This window comes from Streptomyces sp. RKAG290 (genome assembly GCF_023701695.1).
Lineage (GTDB): Bacteria > Actinomycetota > Actinomycetes > Streptomycetales > Streptomycetaceae > Streptomyces.
Map to the genome: position 1 here is coordinate 2,810,278 of NZ_JAJOZC010000001.1, position 24,308 is coordinate 2,834,585.

A 24,308-nucleotide genomic window follows, 5' to 3' on the forward strand; every position below is an offset into this window, starting at 1 on the left:
TCGGGGCAGGGGTGCGCGGGGCCGCGGGCACGGTGTCATGACCGTCAGGCGATACAGGTATGACACCTGGCCCGGTCGGCGCTACCTTCGTCTGGCCGACGAAGCGTCGACGCACATCCGCCGGGAGGGCCCGTGAAGGGGACGAATGAACAGCGGGCCGGACTGCTGGCCGGCTTCGGCGCCTACGGGCTGTGGGGCCTGGTCCCGCTCTTCTGGCCGTTGCTGAAGCCGTCCGGCGCCGTGGAGATCCTCGCGCACCGCATGGCGTGGTCCCTCGTCGTCGTGGGCGTCGCGCTGCTGGCGCTGCGCCGCTGGTCCTGGATCGGCGAGCTGCTCCGGCAACCGCGGAAGCTGGCGCTGATCACCGTCGCCGCGGTCGTGATCAGCGTCAACTGGGGCCTGTACATCTGGTCCGTCAACCACGGCCACGTCGTCGAGGCGTCCCTCGGCTACTTCATCAATCCGCTGGTCACCATCGCGATGGGCGTCCTGCTGCTGGGCGAACGACTGCGCCCCGTGCAGTGGGTGGCGGTCGGCACCGGCGTCGCGTCGGTGCTCGTCCTGGCCATCGGCTACGGGCAACCGCCGTGGATCTCACTGGTCCTGGCGTTCTCGTTCGCGACGTACGGCCTGATGAAGAAGAAGGTCAACATGGGCGGCCTGGAGTCGCTCGCGGCCGAGACCGCGGTGGTGTTCGTGCCCGCGCTCGGCTACCTGCTGTGGCTGGCCGCGCGGGGCGAGTCGACCTTCACCTCCGGGGGCGCCGGTCACGCGGCCCTGCTCGCCTCGACCGGGGTGGTCACGGCCGGTCCGCTGATCCTGTTCGGGGCCGCGGCGATCCGCGTACCGCTCTCCACGCTCGGACTGCTGCAGTATCTGGCGCCGGTCTTCCAGTTCATCCTCGGGATCGTGTACTTCCACGAGGCGATGCCGCCGGAGCGGTGGGCCGGTTTCGGCCTGGTCTGGCTGGCGCTGGCGCTGCTGACCTGGGACGCGCTGCGCACCTCGCGGCGCACCAGGATGCGGGCACTGGCCGCGCGACGGGCCGCGGCGCAACCGGCCCCGGCCGACGCGGAGGATTCCGCTTCCCCCGTCCGCCGCGACGGATCCGACGCCGTGACCCGGATCCCGTAATAATTACCTAGTTGCTTTTTTAACTCGGTTGCGTTTCCCTGGAGGTCCACGGAAACGGCAACCGAGGAGTACGCATGACCACGACCCCGACCACCGTCCTGATCGTCGGTTCCGGGCCGACCGGCCTGACCCTGGCCATCGATCTCGCCCGGCGGGGCGTCGGCGTGCGGATCATCGACAAGTCCCCGCAGTTCCCGCGCAGCTCCCGGGCCAAGGGCCCCAACCAGCGCTCCCTGGAGGTCCTGGAGGACCTGGGCGTGGTCGGGGAGGTGCTGGCGGCCGGCTGCGCGCCGCTGCCGATGCGCAAGTACCGCGGCGGACTGCCGATCGCCGACGCCGACCCGTTCGCGGCGTCGCGCCCGACGCCGGACGCCCCCTACGACCGGCCCTGGATGATCGCGCAGTGGCGGCTGGAGGAGATCCTGCGCACCCGGCTCGCGGAGCACGGCGTCCGGGTCGAACTCGGCGCCGAACTCGTCGGGCTGGCCGAGGACGACGACACCGTGACGGCGGCCCTGGCCGGCGGCACGGAGATCCGGGCCCGGTACGTGGTGGGCTGCGACGGCGGACACAGCGCGGTGCGCAAGCTCCTCGGCATCCCCTTCGAGGGGAAGACGAACGAGGAGCAGATGATGGTCTGCGGCGACGTCGAGGCCGAGGGGCCGGACCGCGGCATCTGGCACCAGTGGTTCGACGAGGACGGCGCCGTGATGCTCTGCCCGATCCCCGGCACCCCGTCGGGCTGGTGGTTCCAGGCCGGCCCCGAGACCGACGCCGCCGGCACCCCCGTCCCCCCGTCCCTGGAGAGCTTCCGGCGGCTCTTCGCCAAGCACACCGGGCTGCCGGGCGAGCTGCTGTCGCGGGCCACCCTGCTCTCCACCTACCGGGTCAACGAGCGCATGGTGGACCGCTACCGGGTGGGCCGGGTGCTCCTGGCCGGTGACGCCGCGCACGTGCACTCCATCGCGGGCGGGCTCGGCATGAACACCGGCATCCAGGACGCGTTCAACCTGGGCTGGAAGCTCGCCCGGGTCGCCGCCGGCCGGGCGGCACCGGCCCTGCTCGACACGTACGAGGAGGAGCGGCTGCCGGTCGCCGCCCAGACCCTCGACATCACCGCGGAGCGGCTGCGGGCCACCCTGGAGGCGATCAAGAAGCCGGGCGGTGGGCTGGACTCGGCGATGACCCCGCAGACGGATGGCCCCGGACAGGGCTACCGCTGGAGTTCGCTGGCGCCCCTGGGCGGCACCGCCCGGCTGCGCGCGGGCGACCGCGCGCCGGACGCACCCTGCCGCGACGCGGTGACCGGCGCACCCCGCCGGCTGTTCGAGACCTTCGCCGGACCGCACTTCACCCTGCTCGGCTTCGGCGCGGGCACCGCACAGGCGCTGCGGGAGGCGGCCGCGGCGCACGGCGACGAGCTGCGGGCGTACGCGGTGGACGGGGACGCACCGCACGGCCTGGCCGACCAGGGCGGCAAGGCCCGTTCCGCGTACGGCATCGGGCCGGACGAGGACGTCCTGGTGCTGGTCCGCCCGGACAACCACGTGGGCCTGATCGCCCCGGGCGGCGACCGGCGGGCCGTCGGGGAGTACCTGCGGGGTGCGGCATTGGAGCGAGCTTGAGCGCGTCACAGTGGGTAATCCCCGCACTGACGCGCTGCTTATATTTTCCTCACACTTATGACCCGACCCTTGCGCACGTCCGGGACCTCCCGCACCCTTCTGCGCACCGCGACCGCCACCGCAGCCCTGTCCGCACTGTCCGTACTCGCTTGCGGGTTCGCTCCCGTCGCGGGCGCGGACGACAGCGTGCAGACCGTCCATCAGGACGGGCTCGGCCCCGGCGGCCCCTGGCTCCGCCTCCAGGAAACGACCCCCGACCGGGACCCGGGGGTCCACGAAGTCTCCCCGAAGCCCGACCCGGTCCATCTGAACGGCAGCCTGCACCTGGCCATCGCGGCCGGACAACAGGCCCAGGCCGCGCACTACTTCCACCCGACCTGGACGCCGGATCCACTGCAGCCGCTCCTGGACGCGGGCGTCTCGTACTGGGCCTACACGGCGACGGAGGGCTCCAGCGTCACGAACATCGGCGCCAATCTGCAACTCCCGGCGTCCTGCGGCGGCTTCACCACCCTGTCGTTCGAGCCGGGCAGCAACACGGATGTGCAGGGCGCGGCGCTGAAGCCGGACACCTGGCAGAAGTACCGGCTCACCGGCGACTCCGTGATGCGGACCTCGCGCGCGGCGGCGGGCATCCCGGCGGGCGGGGACGCCCCGCTGTCGCACTTCGTCGCGGAGTGCGAGGGGGCGTACGGGGTGATCGCCAACATCGGCCGGCTCGGCGATGCGAACGGCACGCTCAACACCTACGTCGACAACATCACCGCCAAGGGCATCGTCTGGGACTTCGCCGTCACCGGCCGGGCCTCGGCGGCGCTCACCGTCCCCGAGAAGATCGAGGCGGGTGCCGGCCCCCGTCCGGCCGACGCCTCCTACACCAACCCCTCGGACGGCCCCGAGTACCAGGGCATCGGCACGCATCTGACGCTCAAGGGGCCGGCCGGCCTGGGAGCGGACGACCTGACCGTCGTGTCCGAAGGCTCCGAAGTCCCCCTGACCCAGCAGCCGGACGGATCGCTCACCGGCGAACTGCGGACCAACCTCCGGGCGGGAGGCAACCTGGAGCCCGGCGGGAAGGCAGGGGCCGCGTTCTCCCTGGCCGCCGCCGAGGGCGCGCCGGCCGGCCGGCTCGACGTGACGACCGAACTGACCGTCACCGTCGACGGCACCGACGGCCCGGTCCGCACGGGCGTGCGCGCGACGGACCGCAGCCGGATCACCGCCGGCGACACGGGCCCCAGCCCCTCGCCCTCACCCACGCACAGCCACCACCCCAAGCCCACCCCGCCCGGACACGGCAACGGACACGGCAATGGGCACGGCAACTGGGGCGGCGGCCACGGCAACGGCGGCGCGCCCGTGCCGAACGGCCCGGTCGACGCCGGCGACGGCTCCACCGCGACCGGCTCCACCGGCCTGACCGGCAGTGGCCTGGCGGCCGGCGCGGCGGGTCTGCTGGCGGTGGCGGCCGCCGCGCTCGGCGGGCTCCGCACGGTGCGGCGCCGGCGCGGTTGAGCTCCCGCACCGCGCGGGAACGCCCGCCCCGGCGGCTGTTCGCGCGCCTGACCGTGGCGGCCGGGCTGGTCCCGGCCGCCACGGCGGCGCTGGTCCTGGTCCTCGGCTCCCCCCTGGCCGAGCCCTTGGCCGAGCCCCGCACCGGCGCCGCCGCCCGCTCGGGCCCCGCGTCCACGGCGGCGGCCGCGCTCCCCGCCGCCCGCCCCGTCCGCATCGGCATCCCCGGACTCCGCGTGAGTGCGCCCCTGGTGGACCTGACGCTGGACAGCACGGGCAAGCTCGGCGTGCCCGACCCGGCGGAACGCAACCTGGCGGGCTGGTACCGGGACGGGGTGACACCCGGCTCCCCCGGCAACGCGATCGTGGTGGCCCACGTCGACACCCCCACCGGCCCGGCCGCCTTCGCCGGACTCGACACGCTGCGGCCCGGCGCCACCGTCGAGGTCCGCCGCGCGGACCGCAGGGTCGCGGTCTTCCGCGTCTACGCGATCGAGGAGTACGAGAAGAGCGACTTCCCCAGCACCCTCGTCTACGGCCCGACCAAGGACGCCCAGCTGCGCCTGCTCACCTGCGGCGGCGCCTACGACCGCAGCGCCGGCGGCTACCAGGCCAACGTGGTCGCCTTCGCCCGGCTGGCATCGGTGCGGGCGCAGTGAGAGTTCCGCCGCGCTCCGGGCCGGGATTCCGCCCCGGAGCGCGGTCCGCGTGGGAAGAATGGACACCATGACCCTTGAGTGGAAAGTCGTCATCGACGCCGCCGACCCGCACGCCCAGGCGGGCTTCTGGTCCGCGGCACTCGGCTACGAGATCGAGGACAACAGCGGCCTGGTCGAACGCCTCCTGAGGCTCGGAGCCGTACCGGAGGCGATCACGACGACCGCCCACGGCCGCCGGGCCTGGCTCGACCTGGCGGCGGTCCGGCACCCGGACGACCCGTACGACCAGGAGAGCGGGGCAGGGCACGGGCGGCGGCTGCTCTTCCAGCGCGTCCCCGAGCCCAAGACCGTGAAGAACCGCCTCCACCTCGACCTGCACGCCGGCCCGGACCGGCGCGACGCGGAGGTGGCCCGGCTGGAGGGCCTGGGCGCGAACGTGCTCCGCAAGGTCGAGGAGCCGGGCGGGACCTGGACCGTCCTCACCGACCCCGAGGGCAACGAGTTCTGCGTCTCGTAGCCGGATCGGCCGGGGCGCTTCCTCCGGATATGCGCCCACCGGGCGGGCGTGCCCCGGCACACCGAACCGTCGCCGCAGGTCAGGGCCGCACGGCGGGAAACGTGGATCTCTAGGCTTGGCCCATGGCCATCCCACCCGCATATGCCCTCGTCGCCACGGACCTGGACGGCACCCTGCTGCGCCGCGACTACACCGTGAGCCCCCGCTCCCGCGCCGCGCTCGGCCTCGCCGCCGCGGCCGGCGCCCGGCATCTGGTGGTCACCGGCCGGCCGGTGCCGGGCGTGCGGGACCTGCTCGCGGACCTGGGCTACCGGGGACTCGCGGTCTGCGGGCAGGGGACGCAGCTGTACGACGCCGGGGCGCGGCGGATGGTCGGTGCGGTCACGCTGGACCGGGAGCTCGCCGATGCCGCGCTCGGCAAGATAGAGGCGCAGGTGGGGCAGGTCTTCGCGGCCGTGGACCAGGACGGCGCCGACGGCCGGACGCTGATCGAGCCGGGCTACCTGATGCCGCACCCCACGCTGCCGGCCCACCGGACGCGCCACCGCGACGAGTTGTGGGCCGCTCCGGTCATCAAGGTGCTGATCCGCCACCCGGACCTCGACGACGACGCGCTGGCCGCGGCCGCGCACGCGGCGGTCGGGGATCTGGCCACCGTCACGCTGTCCGGGCCCGGCACGGTGGAGCTCCAGCCGTACGGGGTGGACAAGGGCGCCGGGATCGCCCTGGCGGCCGAGCACCTGGGGCTGGACCCGGCGACCGCGATCGCCTTCGGGGACATGCCCAACGACCTGCCGATGTTCCGCAGTTGCGGATACGGGGTGGCGATGGCCAACGCCCATCCGCTCCTTCGGGCCGCCGCGGACGAGGTGACCCTGTCCCATGAGGAGGACGGGGTCGCGGTGGTCCTGGAGCGCGTCTTCGGCGGCTGACCGACGACAGCGCCCCCGCTTCCGTCGCGCCCGCGGGTGCCGGCGGTCAGCCCTCCGCGGCACCCAGTGACCGCAGCACATGCCCGACCAGTTCGGCCACCGTCTCCGCGTCCTGCATCGGCTTGCGCAGGACGTGGCGGTAGTAGACCGGGCCGTAGAGCATCTCCACCGCCAGCCGCACGTTCGCGTCCGGCGGGATCTGGCCCTGTTCCTGGGCCCTGCGCAGCCGGGACACGGCGGCTTCGAAGCGGGGCTCGATCAGCTGGGTCCTGACCGTTTCGGCCAGTGCGTCGTCGTGGTGGATCTCGGAGAGTATGCCGGCGTACGCGGGGCCGAAGGGCGGCACGGCCAGTACGTTCACCGCGCCGGTCACATGGGTGCGCAGGTCCGTGGCGATGTCGCCGGTGTCGGCGAACGGGGTGGCCAGGGTCAGCGCCTCCGTGAACGCCTCCAGCAGCACCGCGCTCTTCGACGGCCACCAGCGGTAGATCGTCTTCTTGCTGACACCCGCCCGGGCCGCGATCGCCTCGACGGTGACCCGGCCGTACCCCTTCTCCGTGCACAGGTCGAGGGCGGCTTCCAGAGTCGCCCTGCGTGAGCTCTCGCTGCGACGCAGTGGACTCGGCGATGTGATCATTCGGTGAGCATAGGGCTGATCGAGCCAATCTTTGTTGACAGTCCGTCGTCAGAAGTCGAACAATGCTCTAGCGGAAACGGAACGTACCGTGTCGTGTCGTTCCTGTCATCCGCCCGTTCGTGCCGTTCGTGCCGCGACGAGCCGATCGGGGGACGGCTCGCCCGGCCGACGGTACGGGTGCGGGCCGGTTCCGGATCAGGCGGTGATGTCCTTCGCCGTGAAGCGCGCCCAGGCCGCCGAGCCGAACACCGCCGCGTACAGCCCCTGCAACTCCAGGTTCTTCAGCACCTCGTCCCAGTAGACGGGTGCGCGCAGCAGGTCCGCGAAGGACAGCCAGTAGTGCGGGAAGAGATACGGGTGGATGCCGTCGAGCTGCGGGATCGTGTCCAGGATCTGCACCGTGATCAGGACCCCGACCGTCGCCGCCATCGCGGCGATGCCGCTGTTGGTGAGTGTCGAGACGAACAGTCCGAGCGCCGCGAATCCGATCAGTGACGCCGCGACCGCCACCGCGATGAGCCCCGCTCTCCACAGCCCCTCGCCGAAGCCGATCCGGGTGCCGGAGATCGTCGTGACCTCACCGAGGGGGAACAGCAGCGCGCCCACGGCCAGTGCGGACGCCGCCACGACCAGGGTCGCGACCAGGCAGAAGGCCAGCGTGGTGGCGTACTTGGTGAGCAGCAGCCGGGTCCGGCCGGCCGGGGCGACCAGCAGGTAGCGCAGCGTTCCCGCGTCGGCCTCGCCGGCGACACAGTCGCCCGCGATGACGCCCACCGCCATCGGGAGGAAGACCGGGAGCGTGGCGGCGAGGGAGGCGAAGACCAGGAAGAGGCCGTTGTTGGTCACCTGGGAGAGGAAGGCGGGCCCGGCCCCGCCTTCGCCGGGACCGGTCGACGAACCGTCGGCCGTCTCGATCCGTACCGCGATCCCGATCAGTACGGGGACGGCGGCCAGCACGCCGAGCAGGGCGACGGTGCGCCAGCGGCGCAGGGTCGTGGTCAGTTCGGAGCGCAGGATGCCGAGCGTCCACAGCGGGTTGCGCCGCAGCGGACGGGCCTCGTCGCGTTCGAGCTCAGCCTGCGACATCGAATCCCTCTCCGGTGAGTGCGACGAAGGCGTCCTCCAGCGAGGCCCGTTCGACGCCGAAGGACCGGACCCGGACGCCGCCGCGCACCAAGGCGGCGCTCAGGTCGGCGAGTTCGACCGAGCCCGGCGGTGCGTCGGCCCGCACCCGGTCGCCGTCGACGGTGAGTCCGCCGACTCCGTGCTCGCCGAGGATGCGGACGGCGTCGGCCGGGTCCGGAGTGGTGACGGCGAGACGGCCGCGGGCGCCCGCCGCGAGATCGGCGACCGGGCCCTGGGTGATCAGCCGGCCCCGTGCCATGACGGCCGCGTGCGTGCACACCTGCTCGATCTCGTCGAGGAGGTGGGACGAGAGGAAGACCGTGGTGCCCTCGGCCGCCAGCTCCCGCACCAGGGTGCGGATCTCCCGCATGCCCTGCGGGTCCAGGCCGTTGGTGGGCTCGTCCAGGACGAGCAGCCGGCGGGGCCGGAGCAGGGCGGCGGCGAGGCCGAGCCGCTGTTTCATGCCGAGCGAGTACGCCCGGGCCTTCTTGCCGGCCGCGGCCGCCAGGCCGACCCGGTCCAGGGCGTGGCCGACGCGGGCGCCGCGGGTGCGCGGGTCGGCGGTCGGGTCGGCGCGGTCGTAGCGCAGGAGGTTGTCCCGCCCGTTCAGGAAGCCGTACAGCGCCGGCCCCTCGATCAGCGCCCCGACCTGCGGAAGCACGCTGCGTGCCGAGCCCGGCATCGGCCGGCCCAGGACGCTCGCGGTACCGGAAGTCGGCTCGATCAGGCCCATCAGCATCCGGATGGTGGTGGTCTTCCCGGAGCCGTTGGGCCCGAGGAACCCGAAGACGCTGCCGCCCGGGACATCGAGGTCGAGCCCGTCCACAGCGAGCTGACCGCCCCGGTACCGCTTGGTCAGGCCCCGGGTCTCGATCACGGGCGCGGCTTCGGCCCCTGTCATGTCTGCTCCCCATGGGTTCGGCGGAACGGATTCACCGGGGCCGCCGCGGATCGCGCCCGCCCCGCCGTATGGAGGCTACGGCGGGGCGGGTGCGTGGTGCGCGGGACGCTGCGGGTGTCAGCCGGCGTTGTCGGCCGCCTTCACCAGCGCGTCCTTCGTGACCGCGCCGACGTACACCCTGCCGTCGTCCGTCATCAGCGCGTTGACCAGGCGGGTCTTGAAGACCGTGCCCGAACCGAACTTGCCGGTGACCTTGTCGCCGAGCGCGTCCAGGAACTGCTGCGCCTCGGCCGGTACGTCACCCGAGGCCTTCGAGGGGAGACCGGTGCCGCCGGGGGTCTTGATCTCGGCGATCGTGTTCCAGCCCTTGCCGATCACGTTCAGGCCCTCGAGCGCGCTCAGGTCGCCCGGCGCCTTCTCGGCCTTCTTGTGGGTGCCCGTCTCGTCCGCCTCGGTCACCTTGGCGCCCTTGGGCGGGGTGAAGGAGAACGTGGACGCGGCCGGCTTGCCGAAGTCGACCGAGGTGAATCCGGCGTCGACCGCCGCCTTGCCGCCCGCGCTGGGCTGCAGGGTGAACTTGAGCGGTACGCCGCTCTTCGCGTCCACCGCGACGGTGATCGAACCGACCGTCGAACCGCTCTGCTCCGGCTTGATGACCAGCTTGTACGCATCGCGCCCGGCGACCTGCGCGGTGCCGTCGACCGTCACGGACGTGGTGCCGTCGGCGGCCTTCAGGGCCTGTTCGGCCAGTGCCTTCGGCGTGGTCGGTACGCCCTCGGGAGCCTTGTGCTCGCCGCGCTTCGCACCGCCCTGTGCCTTGTCCTTCGCGTGGTAGACCTCGTTGGACTTGCTGTCGTACGCCCAGACCTGGTCACCGTTGTGGACGACGCTGTACTCGGACGCCTTGTCCAGGACGGACACCCGCTGCTTCTCGGGGCCGTCGGCGGCCACCCGGAGGGTGTGCGTGCCGGATGCCAGCTCCGTCAGCTTCGCCTGCGGATCGGCGCCCGACCCGTCCTTGCCCGCGGCGTCCGGGGCGAGGGAACCGGTCAGCCCGCCCATCGACGGGATGCCGAGGTCGGTGGTGATCTTCACCGTGCCGGAGAGCTGCTGCGTGTCCGATGCGGCGATCTTCTCGATGAGTTCCTGCGCGGTGATCTCCGGCAGATCGGGGTCACCCGAGCTTGCGAGCGCCGGGACCAGCCCGATCGTCGCGGCCGCCACTCCCGCCACCGCGACCGGGACGATGTAGCGCACCGCCTTGCCGCGGCGTACGACGGTGCCTCCGGTCCCGTCCGCTGCCGTGCCGTTGGTCGCTGCGCTGTCGTTCGGTGCCATGTGTGCCCTACCTCCGTGGTCGGCGGCTTCCGTCCGGATGCACTCGTCCACTCCCTGCCGCCATTCTCATGCGTCTTGGTCAGGAGTGGTTGTTATCCATCTGACCAAATCGGCCGGGTTCAGGCGTCACCCCGCGGGAGCAACTCCGTATACCTCTTCGGTATGACACCGCGGGGCCGTTGCGCCGCCGACCCGTAGGGGCCGGCGAGCAGCCGGTCTCAGCCCGCGCGGTGCACCACGGCGTCGCACATCTCTTCCAGGGCGGCCTTGGCGTAGCACTCCGGCAGCGGGGCCAGCGTGGCCCGCGCCTCCTCGGCGTAGCGGACCGTGTCGCGCCTGGCCTGGCCGAGCGCCGGGTGGGCGCGCAGCCGGCGCAGCGCCTCGTCGAGCCGTGCGCCGTCGCTGAGGTCGCCGTCCAGCAGCTCGACGAGCTCCAGGTCGTCCGGCTTCCCGTCGGCCGCCGCCTGCGCCCTCAGGTGGAGTACGGGCAGCGTCGGGATGCCTTCGAGGAGGTCGGTGCCGGGGGTCTTGCCGGACTCGTGGGAGTCGGAGGCGATGTCGAGCACGTCGTCGGCGAGCTGGAAGGCGACGCCGAGGCGCTCGCCGTACTGGGTGAGGATGTCGGTCACCGACTCGTCGGCACCGGCCATCATCGCGCCGAACCGGCACGCCACGGCGACCAGCGACCCGGTCTTGCCGCGCAGCACGTCCAGGTAGTGGTCGACCGGGTCGCGGCCGTCGCGCGGGCCCGCGGTCTCCAGGATCTGGCCGGTGACCAGCCGCTCGAACGCCTCCGCCTGGATGCGCACGGCCTCGGGGCCGAGGTCGGCCAGGATGTGCGAGGCGCGGGCGAAGAGGAAGTCGCCGGTCAGCACGGCCACCGAGTTGCCCCAGCGGGAATTGGCGCTGTCGACGCCGCGGCGTACGTCGGCCTCGTCCATCACGTCGTCGTGGTACAGCGTCGCGAGGTGCGTCAGCTCGACGACCACGGCGGCGGGCACCACGCCGGGGGCGTCGGCGTCACCGAACTGCGCCGTGAGCATCGCGAGCAGCGGCCGGAACCGCTTGCCCCCTGCGAGTACCAGGTGCTGCGCGGCCTCCGTGATGAAGGGCACCTCGCTCTTGGTGGCATCGAGCAGCCCCGACTCGACAGCAGCCAAACCGGCCTGGACACCGGCCTCAAGAGCCTGGTCCCGCACGCTCAGTCCGAACGGCCCGACGACGGTCACGAGGGGATCTCCTGTCTGCTGACGATCACACGGAATGTCGATGTGTCGCTGTCCTCACTCAAGTCAGCGTATCCGGTCCCCTTTGGATCACCGTGGGCGCCTTCCCGCCACCGCCGGTATGTTCGGGATCAGCTCATACGATCAGGAGTTGTCGCTTTGTCCCACACCGCTACCGACACCGAATCCGCCCAGCCCCCGCCCGGTGACGACCACGCCTTCTTCGGCCACCCACGGGGTCTGATGACCCTGTCCGGCCTGGAGGTCTGGGAGCGGTTCTCGTTCCTCGGCATGCAGGCGATCCTGGTCCTCTACTTCGCCGACTCCGTCAGCAACGGCGGCCTGGGCATGGAGGCGGGTACCGCCGCGTCCGTCTCCGCGGCCTACGGCACCCTCGTCTACCTGGTCTCCGTGGCCGGCGGCTGGCTGGCCGACCGGATCCTCGGCTCCTACCGGGCCGTGCTGTACGGCGGCATCCTCATCGCTCTCGGGCATTACGCCATGGCGGTGCCCGCCAACGTCATGACCTGGGTCGGCCTCGGCCTGATCAGCGCCGGGACGGGCCTGCTCAAGCCCAACGTGGCCACCATGGTCGGCAAGCTCTACCGCACCGACGACGAGCGCCGCGACGCCGGCTTCGCCCTGTACTACATGGGCATCAACATCGGTGCGTTCCTCGGCCCGCTGATCACCGGCTGGCTCGGTGACCACGCGAGCTGGCACTGGGGTTTCTCGGCCGCCGCGTTCGGCATGACACTCGGCCTGATCCAGTACGTGCTGGGCCGCCGTCACCTGGCCGGGCGTAAGAACGCCGCCGAGTTCGCGCTGGCCCCGGAACCGATGCGCCGGGCGGTCCGGCTGATCATCGTCGGCACCCTCGCGATCGCCGCCCTCGCCACCGTTCTGGCCCTGGCGGGCTGGCTGACCATGGACCGCTTCGTCGACGTGCTCACCGTCATCTCGGTGATCGCGCCGGTGGTGTACTTCGTGGTGATGTTCCGCAGCCCCCGGGTCACCGCGGAGGAGCGCGGCAGGCTGCGCCCGTACGTGGTGCTGTTCCTGGCCTCCGTCGTCTTCAACTTCATCCTCTTCCAGGCGTACTCGACGATGATGCTGCTGGCGTCGACCAACGCCCGCACCGAGATCTTCGGCTTCCACTTCCCGGCCAGCTGGTACGCCTCCGCGCTCGGCGCCTTCGAGGTGGCGCTGGCCCCGGTGGTCGCCGCCGTCTGGGCGAAGATGGGGCCCCGCCAGCCGCACGCCTCCAACAAGATCGCGATGGGGGTGATCCTCGGCGGGCTCTCGTTCCTGCTGATGGTCCTGCCCACCTCCGGGCACGCCGGGGACAGCTACAAGATGGCCGCCTGGTGGATCGTCGGCTCGTATCTGCTGCTCGGCCTCGGCGACATCCTGCTGGAGACCTCCGGCATGTCCGCGACCACGAAGCTCGCCCCCAAGGCGTTCGCCAGCCAGACGATGGCGCTCTGGTTCCTCTCACTGGCCCTCGCCAACGGCATCCAGGCACAGATCGTGAAGCTGTACGGCGAGGTCTCCAACCCCGCCTACTTCGGTGTCAATGGCGCTATCGCGGTGGCGGCCGGTCTGGCCGTCATCGCCGCCGCCCCCTGGCTGAAGCGCACCATGCACCCCGTCCACTGAGGTAGCCCCATGCACATCCGCACCGAGTTCCCGTACGAGACGACCCACGAGGACATCCGCATCCCGCTGCCGGACGGCACCCGGCTGTACGCCCGGATCTGGCGGCCGGTCACGGACGAACCCGTACCCGCGCTGCTGGAGTACCTCCCGTACCGGCTGAGCGACTGGACGGCGCCGCGCGACTGGCAGCGCCACCCCTGGTACGCGGGCCACGGCTACGCCTCGGTGCGGGTCGACGTGCGGGGCCACGGCAACAGCGAGGGGCTGCCGGGCGACGAGTACGACGCGACGGAGCTCGCCGACGGCGTCGCCGTCGTGCACTGGCTGGCCCAGCAGGAGTGGTGCTCGGGCCGGGTCGGCATGTTCGGCATCTCCTGGGGCGGTTTCAACTCGCTCCAGATCGCCGCGCTCGCCCCCGAGCCGCTGAAGGCGATCGTCACCGTGTGCTCGGCCGACGACCGCTACGACAACGACGTCCACTACATGGGCGGATCGGTCCTGGCCGTGGACATGCACGCCTGGGCCGCGACCATGCTGGCCTTCGTCTGCCGGCCGCCCGACCCGGCGCAGGTCGGCGACGCGTGGAAGGACATGTGGCTGGAGCGGCTGGAGGCCGTCGATCCCTTCATCCACACCTGGCTGGCGCACCAGACGCGCGACGACTACTGGAAGCACGGCAGTGTCTGCGAGGACTACTCCGCCATCGAGGCGAACGTCCTCGCGGTCGGCGGCTGGCACGACCCCTACCGCGACACCGTGCTCCGGCTGGTCGAGCACCTGGACCCTGCGAAGGTCCGCGGGCTGATCGGGCCCTGGTCGCACCAGTACCCCGACCGCGGTCTGCCGCCGGGGCCCGGCATCGGCTTCCTCCAGGAGACGCTGCGCTGGTGGGACCAGCACCTGAAGGGCAAGGACACCGGCGTCATGGCGGAGCCGCTGCTGCGGTCCTGGATCAGCGAGTCGCACCGGCCCGCCACGGTGTACGAGACGCTGCCCGGCCGCTGGGTCGGGGACACCAGCTGGCCGTCGGAGAACGTCTCGCCGGTCGCGTACGCCCTGCAGGGCGGGCCGCAGACCGTCGACTCGCCGCAGCAGACCGGGGTGGACGCCGGCCGGTTCTTCCCGTTCGGCAACGACGCGGACCTGCCGCCCGACCAGCGCGACGAGGACGCCAAGTCGGTGTCCTTCGAGTTCCCCGTCGAGGCCGCCCCGATCGAGATCCTGGGCCGCCCCCGGGTACGGCTGCGCATCCGGATGGACGTGCCGCGGGGCCAGGCGATCGCCCGGCTCTGCGACGTCGCCCCGGACGGCTCCTCCACCCTCGTCACCCGCGGCGTCCTCAACCTCTCCGCCCGGCACGGCCGGGACCGGGCCGAGGACTGGCCGGCCGGGGCGACCGAGGACGTGACGTTCGACCTGAACGGCATCGGGCACACCTTCCCGCCCGGCCACCGGATCAGGCTCGCGGTCTCCTCCTCGTACTGGCCGTGGATCTGGCCGCAGGCCGGTTCGGCGGGCTTCACCCTGGACGCCGAAGGCAGCTTCGTCGAGCTGCCGGTGCGCCGGCACACCGAGGACCCCTCGATCCACTTCGAGGAGCCGGAGCAGTCGGAGCCGCTCGGCGTCGTCTACCCGGCCACGCTCGACGAGCAGCGCCCCGAGCGCCTGGTGATCCGCGACGTCGCCAAGGGCGAGTGGCGGATGGAGGTGGACCCGCGCTACGGCGGCACCCGGGTCTACCCGGACGGCCTCGAATTCACCGAGGACGCGGTGGAGACGTACACCGTCCAGGAGAGCGACCCGCTCTCCGCGCGCACCCGGTCCGACTGGACGGTCCGGCTGCACCGGCCGGAGCTGGGCTGGAACGTGCTGGTCGAGACGCGTTCCGAGATCACCGCCGACGCCGCCGACTTCATCACCTCCAACGAGGTGGTGTGCAAGGACGGCGACGAGGTCGTCTTCCACCGGACCTGGGAGAAGCGCATCCCGCGCACGGCCGGCTGAACGGGACCGCCGTGCCCCCGCGTACCAGTCCGTGCGCGGGGATACGGTGGAACTTTCCGGGCATTGGGGATGGTTGGGGCACTGCCGCCGGGTAGTACCTCCGACGTAACGTGTCCCTCAAGCGACCTGGAAAGCGAGGCAGCAACAGATGCCCGAGCAGAGCAGCCCGCTCGAACTGGCCGAGGGCGATCCCTTCGGTCCGCACAACCTTCCGTACGGCGTGTTCTCCACCCCCGACCGCCCCGACGAGCGACGGGTCGGCGTCCGCATCGGCCGCCATGTGCTGGACGCCGGGGCGGCCGCGCTCGCCCTCGGCTCGCCCTATGCGCAACTGCTGGCCCATCCGGACCTGATGCCGCTGCTCGCGGCCGGCCGCACCGCCTGGAGCGATGTGCGCCGGGCGCTGACCGCGTGGGTGACGGTCCCGGCCCACCGCGCGGACATCGAACCGCTGCTGCACCCGGTGGACTCCGTGACGCTCCATCTGCCCTACCGGGTGGCCGACTACGTCGACTTCTACGCCAGTGAGCACCACGCCACCAACGTCGGCCGGATCTTCCGCCCGGACGGCGACGCCCTGACCCCCAACTGGAAGCACCTGCCGATCGGTTACCACGGCCGGGCGGGCACGGTCGTGGTCTCCGGTACGGATGTGGCGCGCCCGTCGGGACAGCGCAAGGCACCGGCCGACCCGGCTCCCGTCTTCGGCCCGTCCGTCAAGCTGGACATCGAGGCCGAGGTCGGCTTCGTCGTCGGCGTCGGCTCGGAGCAGGGCCGGTCCGTCGCGCTCGCCGACTTCCGCGAGCACGTCTTCGGTCTGTCGCTGCTCAACGACTGGTCGGCGCGCGACATCCAGGCGTGGGAGTACGTGCCGCTGGGCCCCTTCCTCGGCAAGTCGTTCGCCACGTCCGTCTCGGCGTGGGTGACACCGCTGGAGGCCCTGGAGGCGGCCCGCACCGGCCCGCCCGCCCGCGACTTCCCGCTGCTGCCCTACCTCGACGACGCGGACGAGGAGGAGCCGGGCGGCTTCGACCTGCGGCTCTCCGTCGCGATCAACGACCAGGTCGTCGCCGAGCCGCCGTTCTCCACCATGTACTGGACAGCGGCCCAGCAGCTGGCCCAGATGACGGTGAACGGCGCCTCGCTGCGCACCGGTGACCTCTACGGTTCCGGCACCATCAGCGGAGCCGAGCCGGCCCAGCGCGGCTCGCTGCTCGAACTCACCTGGAACGGGCGCGACCCGCTCGAACTCCGTGAGGGCAAGCGGACGTTCCTGGAGGACGGCGACACGGTGACGATCACGGCCTGGGCACCGGGTCCTGACGGCACCCGGGTCGGCCTCGGCGAAGTGACCGGACGGATCGTGTCCGCGCCATGAGCCTGCCGCCCGGACCCGCGCTGCCCGAGGAACTCCTGCTGCTCGCGCTGGACCCGCAGCGCGGGAAGCCGTACTGCCGCAACCGCTTCCTCGAGTACGCGATGGCCGGGGCGGCCCTGGCCGAACTGGAGCTCCAGGGCCGGATCGCCGAACAGCGCGGCCAGGTGCAGGTGGTCAACCCGCTGGAGCCGCCGGACCCGCTGCTCGCCGCGCTGATGCGGAGCCTGCCCGCGCCGGGGAAGAGCAGGTCCGGCTCCGGCGTGGCCGCCCGGCGCTGGGTGCGGCACACCGCGCGGCAGGTCGAGGGGATGTATCTGGACGCCCTGGTGCAGCGCGGCCTGCTGCGCCGGGAGACCCGCCGCTTCCTCGGCCTGCTGCCGTACCACCGCCACCCGGTGGTCGCGAAGGACCTGGCCGCCCAGGCCCGGCAGCGGTTCGCCGCCGCGGAGCAGGCCGGCTTCCCCGACCACCGCAGCCGGGCACTCGCCGCCCTCGTGTCGGCGGCCGGCCTCACCCGCTTCGTCGCCACCGGCCGCGGCAGCCGGGGCGCGATGCGCCACCTGATCCGCGAACAGTGGCCGGCGCACGCGGTGCACCGCAACGTCCGCCAGGACAGGTCCAACCAGTCGGGCGGCGGCGGGTAGGGTCCGCCCACCCCGGGGCGCCGGTGGCAGATCTTCCCGCCACCGGCCACATCGCCGCAGGTCACAGCCGTACGCCGGGGGCGCCCAGGTGGCGCAACACTGCGGCAACACCAACTCCCGTACGGCGTCGGTATGGTCCACCGCATGCCAGCCGAACGCATCCGCGAGCACACCGTGCCGGTCGCCGCCGCCCGCCGGCGCCGGCTGCGCGCGGACGGTGCCCGGCTCCTCGCCGACCTGCTGCGCCACCAGGTGCGCACGGGTGCGTTCCCGGGTGGCGTGCTGCCGTACGAGGACACCATCGGCACCGACTACCGCGTCTCCCGCAACACCGTCCGCCAGGCCCTGGACCTGCTCCGCGGCGAGGGCCTGGTCGAGCGGCAGCCCGGGTCGGCACCGTCGTCGTCAGCGAGAAGTACCCGCACGCCCTGGACCGGCTCCAGGGGCTCGCCGAGATCCTGCGCGAACACGGCAGGGTCACCAACGAGGTCCGTACCGTCGGGCCCGTCCCCGCACCCGCTCCCGTCGCCCGGCGGCTCGGCGTCGCCGAGCACACCGACGTGCTCTACATCGAGCGCCGCCGGCTGCTGAACGGGCTGCCGCTCTCCCTCGACCTCACCTACGTACCCATGGACATCGGGACCGGGCTGCTGGGCGCCGACCTGGAGAACACCGATGTGTTCCGGCTGCTGGAGTCCCTGACCGGGCAGCCGCTGGGCACCGCCGAGATCACCCTGGAGGCCGTCAACGCCGACGCGCACTCCGCCGCCGTCCTGGAGACCCCGCGCGGCTCCGCCGTGCTGATGCTGGAGCGCCTCACCCATCTCGCCGACGGGCGCCCGGTCGACCTGGAGTTCATCCGCTTCCGCGGCGACCGCATCAGCATGAGCGCCCTGCTGCACCGGTCCGGCTGACCGCTCCCTTCCCGCCTCATCACCACCTACCTGGAGACCGCCATGCCTCTGGCGCCCCAGCGGGCCGACGTGCCCGTGACCATCGACGAGTCGAAGTGCATCGACGGCTGCACGCTCTGCGTCGACATGTGCCCGCTCGACTCCCTCGCCATCAACCCGGAGAGCGGCAAGGCGTACATGCACGTGGACGAGTGCTGGTACTGCGGCCCGTGCGCGGCCCGGTGCCCCACCGACGCGGTCACCGTCAACATGCCCTACCTACTCCGCTGAAAGGCCCGGTTCCCCATGCGACGCAAGGCATTCGGCGCCCTGCTCGGAGCCGCCCTGCTGGTCCCGCTGACGGCGGGCTGCGGCAGCTCGGCGAGCGCGGGCGACAGCGGCACGGTCACGGTGACCGTCGGCTACCAGTCCCGGACGATCAACACCGTCACGGCGGGCACCCTGCTGCGCTCCCTCGGCTACTTCGAGGACGAGCTGCGCAGCCGCGGTGAGCGGGACGGCATCACGTACAAGGTGAAGTGGCAGGACTACGCCACCGGCGCCCCGATCACCGCGCAGATGACCGCCGGGAAGATCGACATCGGCTCGATGGGCGACTTCCCGCTCCTGATCAACGCGGCCCGCGGCAAGCAGCTGAACCGCCCCACCCGGCTCGTCTCGGTCACCGGGTACAACCTGGCGGGCGGCCTCAACACCGTGGTCACCGGGCCGGACTCGGAGCTCCGCTCACTCACCGACCTGCGCGGCAAGAAGGTCTCCACGAGCGTCGGCTCGGCGGCCGACGGCACTCTGGTCCGCGCCCTCCAGCAGGCCGGCCTCGACCCGGAGAAGGACATCCGCAAGCTCAACCAGCAGCCCGCGGTGGGTGCTTCGGCGCTCCAGGCGGGCAGCGCGGACGCCCTCTCGCAGTTCGTCGCCTGGCCGGGGCTGCTCGCCTTCCAGGGCCGCGCCAAGGCGCTGTACGACGGCGCCGAGCTGAAGCTGCCGACCTTCCACGGGGTCACGGTCGGCCAGGACTTCGCGAAGAAGCGGCCCGCCGTCGTGGCGGACTTCCTCCGCGCCCAGGGCCGGGCGACCGACTACCTCCACCAGCACCCGGTGGCGGCCTCCGAGTCGGTCGCGAAGGCCACCGGGCTGCCGGCCGAGGTCGTCCACCTCTACAACGGCGCCCAGGGCATCGCCACCTTCGACACCACACTGAAGCCCGCACTGATCGCGGCGCTGAAGAAGGACGTCCCGGTGCTGCGCTCGGCGAAGCTCGTCGGCGACGTCGACGTCGACGCCTTCGTCGACGACAGCTACCTGAAGCGGGTGTACGGCGCCGGCTACGCGAAGGCCCTCGCCGCCGGTCCGCCCGCCCGGCGCGGCGGCGAGGTGTGGCTCAAGGGGAAGGACACCACGACCGCGTATCCCACCCCCACCGCACTGCTGCGGTACGTGGCCACGCACCGCGACGCGGTCCGGGTGGCGTACGTCCCCGACGCGGGCACCGGCACGCTCTGGTTCGCGGACCGGGCGGTGTGGGTCTCGGACGGGGCCGAACTGCGGCCCTTCGTCACCGGGTCCGCGGCCCGGGCCTACGTGTCGGCCCACCCCGGCTCCCGGACCGTCCCGTACGCCACCGCCCTGGACAAGGCCCGGTCCGCCTCATGAGCGGCCGGTGGTCGCTCGTGCGCCGGGCGCTCTCGCTGGTCGCGGTCCTCGGCCTCTGGCAGGCGCTGACCTCCTACGACATCAATCTGTGGCTGCGCTTCGAGCAGTTCCCGACCGTGACGGAGGTCGGCCGCGCCTTCGGTGACCGGATCTCCGGCGACGCGTACTGGCAGGACCTGACCGACAGCCTGACCAGGATCGTCACCGGTTTCGCGCTGGCCGCCGTGCTCGGCGTCACCGTCGGCACGGCCGTGGCCCGCTCGCGCATCGCCGCCGATCTGCTCGGCCCGGTCCTCGAAGTGCTGCGCCCGGTCCCGGCGATCGCGCTCGTCCCGGTGGCGATCCTGCTCTTCCCCAGCAACGAGCAGGGCATCGTCTTCATCACCTGCACCGCGGCGTTCTTCCCCGTCATGGTCTCCACCCGGCACGCGGTGCGGGCGCTGACGCCGGTGTGGGAGGAGGCCGTCCTGACGATGGGCGGCGGACGGTGGCGCGTCCTGCGGTCCGTCGTCCTGCCCGGGGCGCTCCCCGGCATCCTGGGCGGCCTGTCCGTCGGGATCGGGGTGTCGTGGATCTGTGTGATCTCGGCCGAGATGATCTCCGGCGAGTACGGGGTCGGCTACCGCACCTGGCAGGACTACACCGTCGTCGACTACCCGGGCGTCTTCGTCGGCATGGCCACCATCGGTCTGCTCGGCTGGCTGACCTCGACGGCGGTCGAGCTGCTGGGCCGCAGGCTGACCCGCTGGCTGCCGCGCACGGAGAGCCGCCCGACAACTCCCGTACGCCGCCGGCCCGCCCCGGCCGTCCCCCGGCGGCGACCGCCGTCCCACTGGTCCGTACGGCAAAGGAGCGGGTGCGCCCATGACCACCGACACCTCCACGCCCGCCCCCCGGGGCGTGCGGCTCACCCTGCGGGGCGTCACCCTCGGCCGGGGCGGGGTGCCCGTCCTGGACGGGCTCGACCTCGACGTCGTACCCGGCGAGATCCTCACCGTCGTCGGCCCGTCCGGCTGCGGGAAGTCGACTCTGCTGCGCACCCTTGCCGGGCTGCTCCCGGCGCTCGGCGGCGAGGTGAGCCAGGACGGCGAACCCATCACCGCACCCCGCGCCGAGCGGGCCCTCGTCTTCCAGGACGACGCACTGCTCCCGTGGCGCACGGTCCGCGCCAACGTCGAACTGCCCCTCGCCATCCAGGGGGTGGGGCGCGCCGAACGCCGCGCACGCGCCGGGTCCTGGCTGGCCCGGGTCGGCCTGGAGGAGCACGGCACCAAGCTTCCGCACCGGATCTCCGGCGGCCAGCGCCAGCGCGTCCAGCTGGCCCGCGCGCTGGCCGCCGGGCCGCGCGCGGTCCTGATGGACGAGCCGTTCGGCGCGCTGGACGCCCAGACCAGGGCCGGGATGCAGCAGCTGCTGGTGGACGTGCTGCAGGGGACCGGCGCCACCGTCGTCTTCGTCACGCACGACGTGGACGAGGCGCTGTTCCTCGGCGACCGCGTCGCGCTGCTCTCCACCGGCCGGGTGCTGCCCGTGCCACGCCCGCGCGAACGCGCCGCCCACACCGATCCGGCCACGGTCGCGCTGCGCCGCGAGGTCCTCGAATCGCTCGCCCCCGCCCCCGCTGCCTGAACTCCCCTCTTCCGAAAGGCACCCCCGTGCAGATCCCCGCCCTCGCCGACGCCGAGGAAATCTCCTGCGACGTACTGGTCGTCGGCGGCGGTACGGCCGGCACGATGGCGGCCCTCACCGCCGCCGAGCACGGCGCCTCCGTCCTCCTGCTGGAGAAGGCGCACGTCCGCCACTCGGGCGCCCTCGCCATGGGCATGGACGGCGTGAACAACGCGGTGATCCCGGGCCGCGCCGAACCCGACGACTACGTCGCCGAGATCACCCGTGCCAACGACGGCATCGTCGACCAGTCCACCGTCCGCCAGACCGCCACACGCGGCTTCGCGATGGTGCAGCGGCTGGAGTCGTACGGCGTGAAGTTCGAGAAGGACGAGCACGGCGAGTACGCGGTCCGCCAGGTGCACCGCTCCGGCTCGTACGTGCTGCCGATGCCCGAGGGCAAGGACGTGAAGAAGGTCCTCTACCGGCAGCTGCGCCGCCGCGAGATGCGCGAGCTCATCCGGATCGAGAACCGCGTCATGCCCGTGCGCATCCTCACCGGCGACGACGGCCGGGCGATCGGGGCGGCCGGCTTCAACACCCGGTCGGGGCAGTTCGTCACCGTCCGGGCGGGCGCCGTCATCCTGGCCACCGGCGCCTGCGGACGGCTCGGGCTGCCCGCCTCCGGATACCTCTACGGCACGTACGAGAACCCCACCAACGCCGGTGACGGCTACGCCATGGCCTACCACGCGGGCGCCGAGCTGACCGGCATCGAGTGCTTCCAGATCAACCCACTGATCAAGGACTACAACGGCCCGGCCTGCGCCTACGTCGCCAACCCCTTCGGCGGCTACCAGGTCAACCGGCACGGCGAACGCTTCGTGGACTCCGACTACTGGTCCGGGCAGATGATGGCCGAGTTCGCGGCGGAAGTGGCCTCCGACCGCGGCCCGGTGTACCTGAAGCTGAGCCATCTCCCCGAGGAGTCGGTCAGCGCGCTGGAGTCCATCCTGCACACCACCGAGCGGCCCACCCGCGGCACCTTCCACGCGGGGCGCGGCCACGACTACCGCACCCACGACATCGAGATGCACATCTCCGAGATCGGCCTGTGCGGCGGTCATTCGGCCTCCGGCGTCCGGGTCGACGACCGGGCCCGCACCACCGTGGACCGGCTCTACGCGGCCGGGGACCTGGCCTGCGTCCCGCACAACTACATGATCGGTGCGTTCGTCTTCGGCGACCTGGCGGGCGCGGATGCCGCCCGGTTCACCCCGTACGAGGGCGAGTTGCCCGCCGATCAGCTCGCCGCCGCCCACGAACTGGTCTACCGGCCGCTGCGCAACCCGGAAGGTCCCCCGCAGCCGCAGGTCGAGTACAAGCTGCGCCGCTTCGTGAACGACTACGTGGCACCGCCCAAGTCCGGTGCCCGGCTCTCGATCGCCCTGGAGTCGTTCGAGCGGATGCGCGCGGACATCGCGGAGATGGGCGCGAAGACCCCGCACGAGCTGATGCGGTGCGCCGAGGTGTCGTTCATCCGGGACTGCGCGGAGATGGCGGCCCGCTCCTCGCTGGCCCGCACGGAGTCCCGCTGGGGCCTCTACCACGAGCGCACGGACCATCCGGAGCGGGACGACACGGACTGGTTCCACCACCTGGACCTGTACAAGTCGGCTTCCGGCGCGATGGAGTTCACGGCCCGGCCGGTGGCGCCGTACCTGGTGCCGGTGGAGGGGTTCGCCCCGGCGGGCGGCCCGGTGCGGCGGATCGGCGAGGTGGAGCCGGAAGGGGTGGGGACGGCGGGTCCGCGTGACGCGGCGCCGGCTTCTGCCTCGGCTCGTACGCCTTCGCCTTCGCTCGACTCCCCCGTTGCTGTCAGCGCCACTTCCCCGCGCATCCTGGAGTTGCTGGCCCTCACGGACGGCGAGCCCGATCTGGCGGACCTGGCCCCCTACCTGGCCGATCCCGACCCGGGCGTCCGCCGCGCCGCCGTCGCCGCGCTCACCGAGTCCACCCCACGGGGCGCCGGGCCCGCCCTGGCCACCGCGCTCGCCGATGCGGCCCCCACCGTCCGCGCGGCCGTCGCCGCATCCCTGCGCGAACTGGTCGAGGTACTGGAGCCCGAACCGGCGCTGCGGACGCCCCTGGTCACCGCGCTCGCCTCGGCCGACCCGGTGGTGCGGGCCGCCGCGCTGGACACCCTGCGGGCGCTGCGGCTGGGCAACGCGGAGCTGTACGCCCGCACACTCACCGACCCGGATCTCGATGTGCGGGTAGAGACCGTCCGGGCCCTGGTGTCCGTGGACGCGGTGGACGGACTGGTCCGGGCCGCCGCCGACGCGTCCCGTGAGGTCCGGGTGGCCGTGGCGAAGGGGCTGGCCGCGGTCCGCTCCCCCGCCCCCGGCCCGCTCGCCCCACTGCTGGACGACCCGGACGCGCTGGTGCGGGCCGCCGCCTTGGCCGCGCTGGCGGAGACGGGGTGCCCGGCCCCGTACGCCGCGCGGGCAACCGCCGCGCTGGCGGACCCGGCCTGGCAGGTCCGGGCGGGCGCGGCGGCGGCGCTGTCCTCGGCGGACCCGGGGCAGGCGGTCACCCCGCTGGCCGGTGCGCTGGCCGACCCGAACGCGGACGTGCGCAAGGCGGCGGTGCTGGCCCTGCTGCGTCACCCGGGCGACTCGGCGGCGCGGGAGGCTCTTGCGGGGCGGTCGCGGACCCGGACGCGGATGTACGGGCCTATGCGGCCAGGGGATGGCGGTCAACGGCGCGTGACTCGTTCACACGTTCAGGCAGGCCCGTGCCGGTTCCGGGCGGATACGCTGGACGGACCCGCCAGACTCCG

18 protein-coding genes and 3 pseudogenes are annotated in these 24,308 nt (G+C 72.6%); 16 read left to right on the forward strand and 5 right to left on the reverse strand.

Annotation, left to right across the window (positions count from 1 at the left end; all coding sequences use genetic code 11):
• Positions 1-132: 132 nt before the first annotated feature.
• From rarD to LNW71_RS12065, 6 genes are all read left to right on the forward strand, one after another.
• Positions 133-1,134, forward strand: a complete 1,002-nt coding sequence (gene rarD, locus LNW71_RS12040) for an EamA family transporter RarD (protein ID WP_250968232.1) — start codon at positions 133-135, stop codon at positions 1,132-1,134.
• 74 nt (positions 1,135-1,208) lie between these two features.
• Positions 1,209-2,759, forward strand: coding sequence for an FAD-dependent monooxygenase (locus tag LNW71_RS12045; RefSeq protein WP_250968233.1), 1,551 nt, complete (start codon positions 1,209-1,211; stop codon positions 2,757-2,759).
• A gap of 69 nt (positions 2,760-2,828) precedes the next feature.
• Positions 2,829-4,274 (forward strand): hypothetical protein, encoded by a 1,446-nt coding sequence (locus LNW71_RS12050; protein WP_250968234.1) that lies wholly within the window; start codon positions 2,829-2,831, stop codon positions 4,272-4,274.
• Positions 4,271-4,930, forward strand: a complete 660-nt coding sequence (locus tag LNW71_RS12055; protein ID WP_250968235.1) for a class F sortase — start codon at positions 4,271-4,273, stop codon at positions 4,928-4,930. Before LNW71_RS12050 ends, LNW71_RS12055 begins: the two co-directional genes overlap by 4 nt.
• A gap of 58 nt (positions 4,931-4,988) precedes the next feature.
• Positions 4,989-5,447, forward strand: a complete 459-nt coding sequence (locus LNW71_RS12060) for a VOC family protein (RefSeq protein WP_250968236.1) — start codon at positions 4,989-4,991, stop codon at positions 5,445-5,447.
• Between the two features lie 122 nt (positions 5,448-5,569).
• Complete coding sequence (locus tag LNW71_RS12065; protein WP_250968237.1) at positions 5,570-6,379, forward strand: HAD family hydrolase; 810 nt, start codon at positions 5,570-5,572, stop codon at positions 6,377-6,379.
• A gap of 46 nt (positions 6,380-6,425) precedes the next feature.
• Here the strand turns inward: LNW71_RS12065 and LNW71_RS12070 are convergent, their stop codons facing one another.
• The 5 genes from LNW71_RS12070 to LNW71_RS12090 form a co-directional block, all read right to left on the reverse strand.
• Complete coding sequence (locus LNW71_RS12070; RefSeq protein WP_250968238.1) at positions 6,426-7,016, reverse strand: TetR/AcrR family transcriptional regulator; 591 nt, start codon at positions 7,014-7,016, stop codon at positions 6,426-6,428.
• A 195-nt stretch (positions 7,017-7,211) separates the two neighbouring features.
• Positions 7,212-8,102 (reverse strand): ABC transporter permease, encoded by an 891-nt coding sequence (locus tag LNW71_RS12075; protein ID WP_250968239.1) that lies wholly within the window; start codon positions 8,100-8,102, stop codon positions 7,212-7,214.
• The gene (locus tag LNW71_RS12080) at positions 8,089-9,042 is read right to left on the reverse strand and encodes an ABC transporter ATP-binding protein (protein WP_250968240.1); all 954 of its coding nucleotides are present in this window, start codon (positions 9,040-9,042) and stop codon (positions 8,089-8,091) included. Before LNW71_RS12080 ends, LNW71_RS12075 begins: the two co-directional genes overlap by 14 nt.
• A gap of 117 nt (positions 9,043-9,159) precedes the next feature.
• Entirely contained in the window at positions 9,160-10,380 is a 1,221-nt protein-coding gene (locus tag LNW71_RS12085) for a DUF2092 domain-containing protein (protein WP_250968241.1), read from the reverse strand.
• Between the two features lie 218 nt (positions 10,381-10,598).
• Positions 10,599-11,609: a polyprenyl synthetase family protein gene (locus LNW71_RS12090; protein WP_250968242.1), complete on the reverse strand. Its 1,011-nt coding sequence runs from the start codon at positions 11,607-11,609 to the stop codon at positions 10,599-10,601.
• 156 nt (positions 11,610-11,765) lie between these two features.
• On the opposite strand from LNW71_RS12090, the gene LNW71_RS12095 reads away from it, so the two are divergent.
• The 10 genes and pseudogenes from LNW71_RS12095 to LNW71_RS12140 all read left to right on the forward strand — a co-directional run.
• Positions 11,766-13,265 carry a peptide MFS transporter gene (locus tag LNW71_RS12095; RefSeq protein WP_250968243.1) on the forward strand — a complete coding sequence of 500 codons (1,500 nt, stop codon included), beginning with the start codon at positions 11,766-11,768 and terminating at the stop codon, positions 13,263-13,265.
• Between the two features lie 9 nt (positions 13,266-13,274).
• A complete protein-coding gene (locus tag LNW71_RS12100; RefSeq protein WP_250968244.1) occupies positions 13,275-15,269 on the forward strand; it encodes a CocE/NonD family hydrolase in 1,995 nt (664 codons plus the stop codon).
• A gap of 148 nt (positions 15,270-15,417) precedes the next feature.
• Positions 15,418-16,647 carry a fumarylacetoacetase gene (gene fahA, locus LNW71_RS12105; RefSeq protein ID WP_250968245.1) on the forward strand — a complete coding sequence of 410 codons (1,230 nt, stop codon included), beginning with the start codon at positions 15,418-15,420 and terminating at the stop codon, positions 16,645-16,647.
• Positions 16,644-17,291: a GPP34 family phosphoprotein gene (locus tag LNW71_RS12110; RefSeq protein WP_250968246.1), complete on the forward strand. Its 648-nt coding sequence runs from the start codon at positions 16,644-16,646 to the stop codon at positions 17,289-17,291. The genes fahA and LNW71_RS12110 overlap by 4 nt, the downstream gene beginning before the upstream one ends.
• Positions 17,292-17,435: 144 nt before the next feature.
• Positions 17,436-18,205, forward strand: a pseudogene (locus LNW71_RS12115) (GntR family transcriptional regulator).
• Positions 18,206-18,247: 42 nt separating this feature from the next.
• The gene (locus LNW71_RS12120; protein WP_250968247.1) at positions 18,248-18,475 is read left to right on the forward strand and encodes a ferredoxin family protein; all 228 of its coding nucleotides are present in this window, start codon (positions 18,248-18,250) and stop codon (positions 18,473-18,475) included.
• Between the two features lie 15 nt (positions 18,476-18,490).
• Entirely contained in the window at positions 18,491-19,858 is a 1,368-nt protein-coding gene (locus tag LNW71_RS12125; protein WP_250968248.1) for an ABC transporter substrate-binding protein, read from the forward strand.
• A pseudogene (locus LNW71_RS12130) lies at positions 19,855-20,685 on the forward strand (ABC transporter permease); the annotation flags it as partial. The gene LNW71_RS12125 and the pseudogene LNW71_RS12130, both read left to right, overlap by 4 nt.
• Before the next feature lie 37 nt (positions 20,686-20,722).
• Positions 20,723-21,487, forward strand: a complete 765-nt coding sequence (locus tag LNW71_RS12135) for an ABC transporter ATP-binding protein (RefSeq protein WP_250971975.1) — start codon at positions 20,723-20,725, stop codon at positions 21,485-21,487.
• 26 nt (positions 21,488-21,513) lie between these two features.
• A pseudogene (locus LNW71_RS12140) lies at positions 21,514-24,218 on the forward strand (fumarate reductase/succinate dehydrogenase flavoprotein subunit); the annotation flags it as partial.
• Between the last annotated feature and the right edge of the window lie 90 nt (positions 24,219-24,308).

What these genes read in the sequence shown, in the direction of transcription:
- LNW71_RS12045 (WP_250968233.1), top strand. Translation starts at nt 1,209, where the DNA reads ATGACCACGACCCCGACCACCGTCCTGATCGTCGGTTCCGGGCCGACC.
- LNW71_RS12060 (WP_250968236.1), top strand. Translation starts at nt 4,989, where the DNA reads ATGGACACCATGACCCTTGAGTGGAAAGTCGTCATCGACGCCGCCGAC.
- LNW71_RS12065 (WP_250968237.1), top strand. Translation starts at nt 5,570, where the DNA reads ATGGCCATCCCACCCGCATATGCCCTCGTCGCCACGGACCTGGACGGC.
- LNW71_RS12070 (WP_250968238.1), bottom strand. Translation starts at nt 7,016, where the DNA reads ATGATCACATCGCCGAGTCCACTGCGTCGCAGCGAGAGCTCACGCAGG.
- LNW71_RS12075 (WP_250968239.1), bottom strand. Translation starts at nt 8,102, where the DNA reads ATGTCGCAGGCTGAGCTCGAACGCGACGAGGCCCGTCCGCTGCGGCGC.
- LNW71_RS12080 (WP_250968240.1), bottom strand. Translation starts at nt 9,042, where the DNA reads ATGACAGGGGCCGAAGCCGCGCCCGTGATCGAGACCCGGGGCCTGACC.
- LNW71_RS12085 (WP_250968241.1), bottom strand. Translation starts at nt 10,380, where the DNA reads ATGGCACCGAACGACAGCGCAGCGACCAACGGCACGGCAGCGGACGGG.
- LNW71_RS12100 (WP_250968244.1), top strand. Translation starts at nt 13,275, where the DNA reads ATGCACATCCGCACCGAGTTCCCGTACGAGACGACCCACGAGGACATC.
- fahA (WP_250968245.1), top strand. Translation starts at nt 15,418, where the DNA reads ATGCCCGAGCAGAGCAGCCCGCTCGAACTGGCCGAGGGCGATCCCTTC.
- LNW71_RS12110 (WP_250968246.1), top strand. Translation starts at nt 16,644, where the DNA reads ATGAGCCTGCCGCCCGGACCCGCGCTGCCCGAGGAACTCCTGCTGCTC.
- LNW71_RS12120 (WP_250968247.1), top strand. Translation starts at nt 18,248, where the DNA reads ATGCCTCTGGCGCCCCAGCGGGCCGACGTGCCCGTGACCATCGACGAG.
- LNW71_RS12125 (WP_250968248.1), top strand. Translation starts at nt 18,491, where the DNA reads ATGCGACGCAAGGCATTCGGCGCCCTGCTCGGAGCCGCCCTGCTGGTC.
- LNW71_RS12135 (WP_250971975.1), top strand. Translation starts at nt 20,723, where the DNA reads ATGACCACCGACACCTCCACGCCCGCCCCCCGGGGCGTGCGGCTCACC.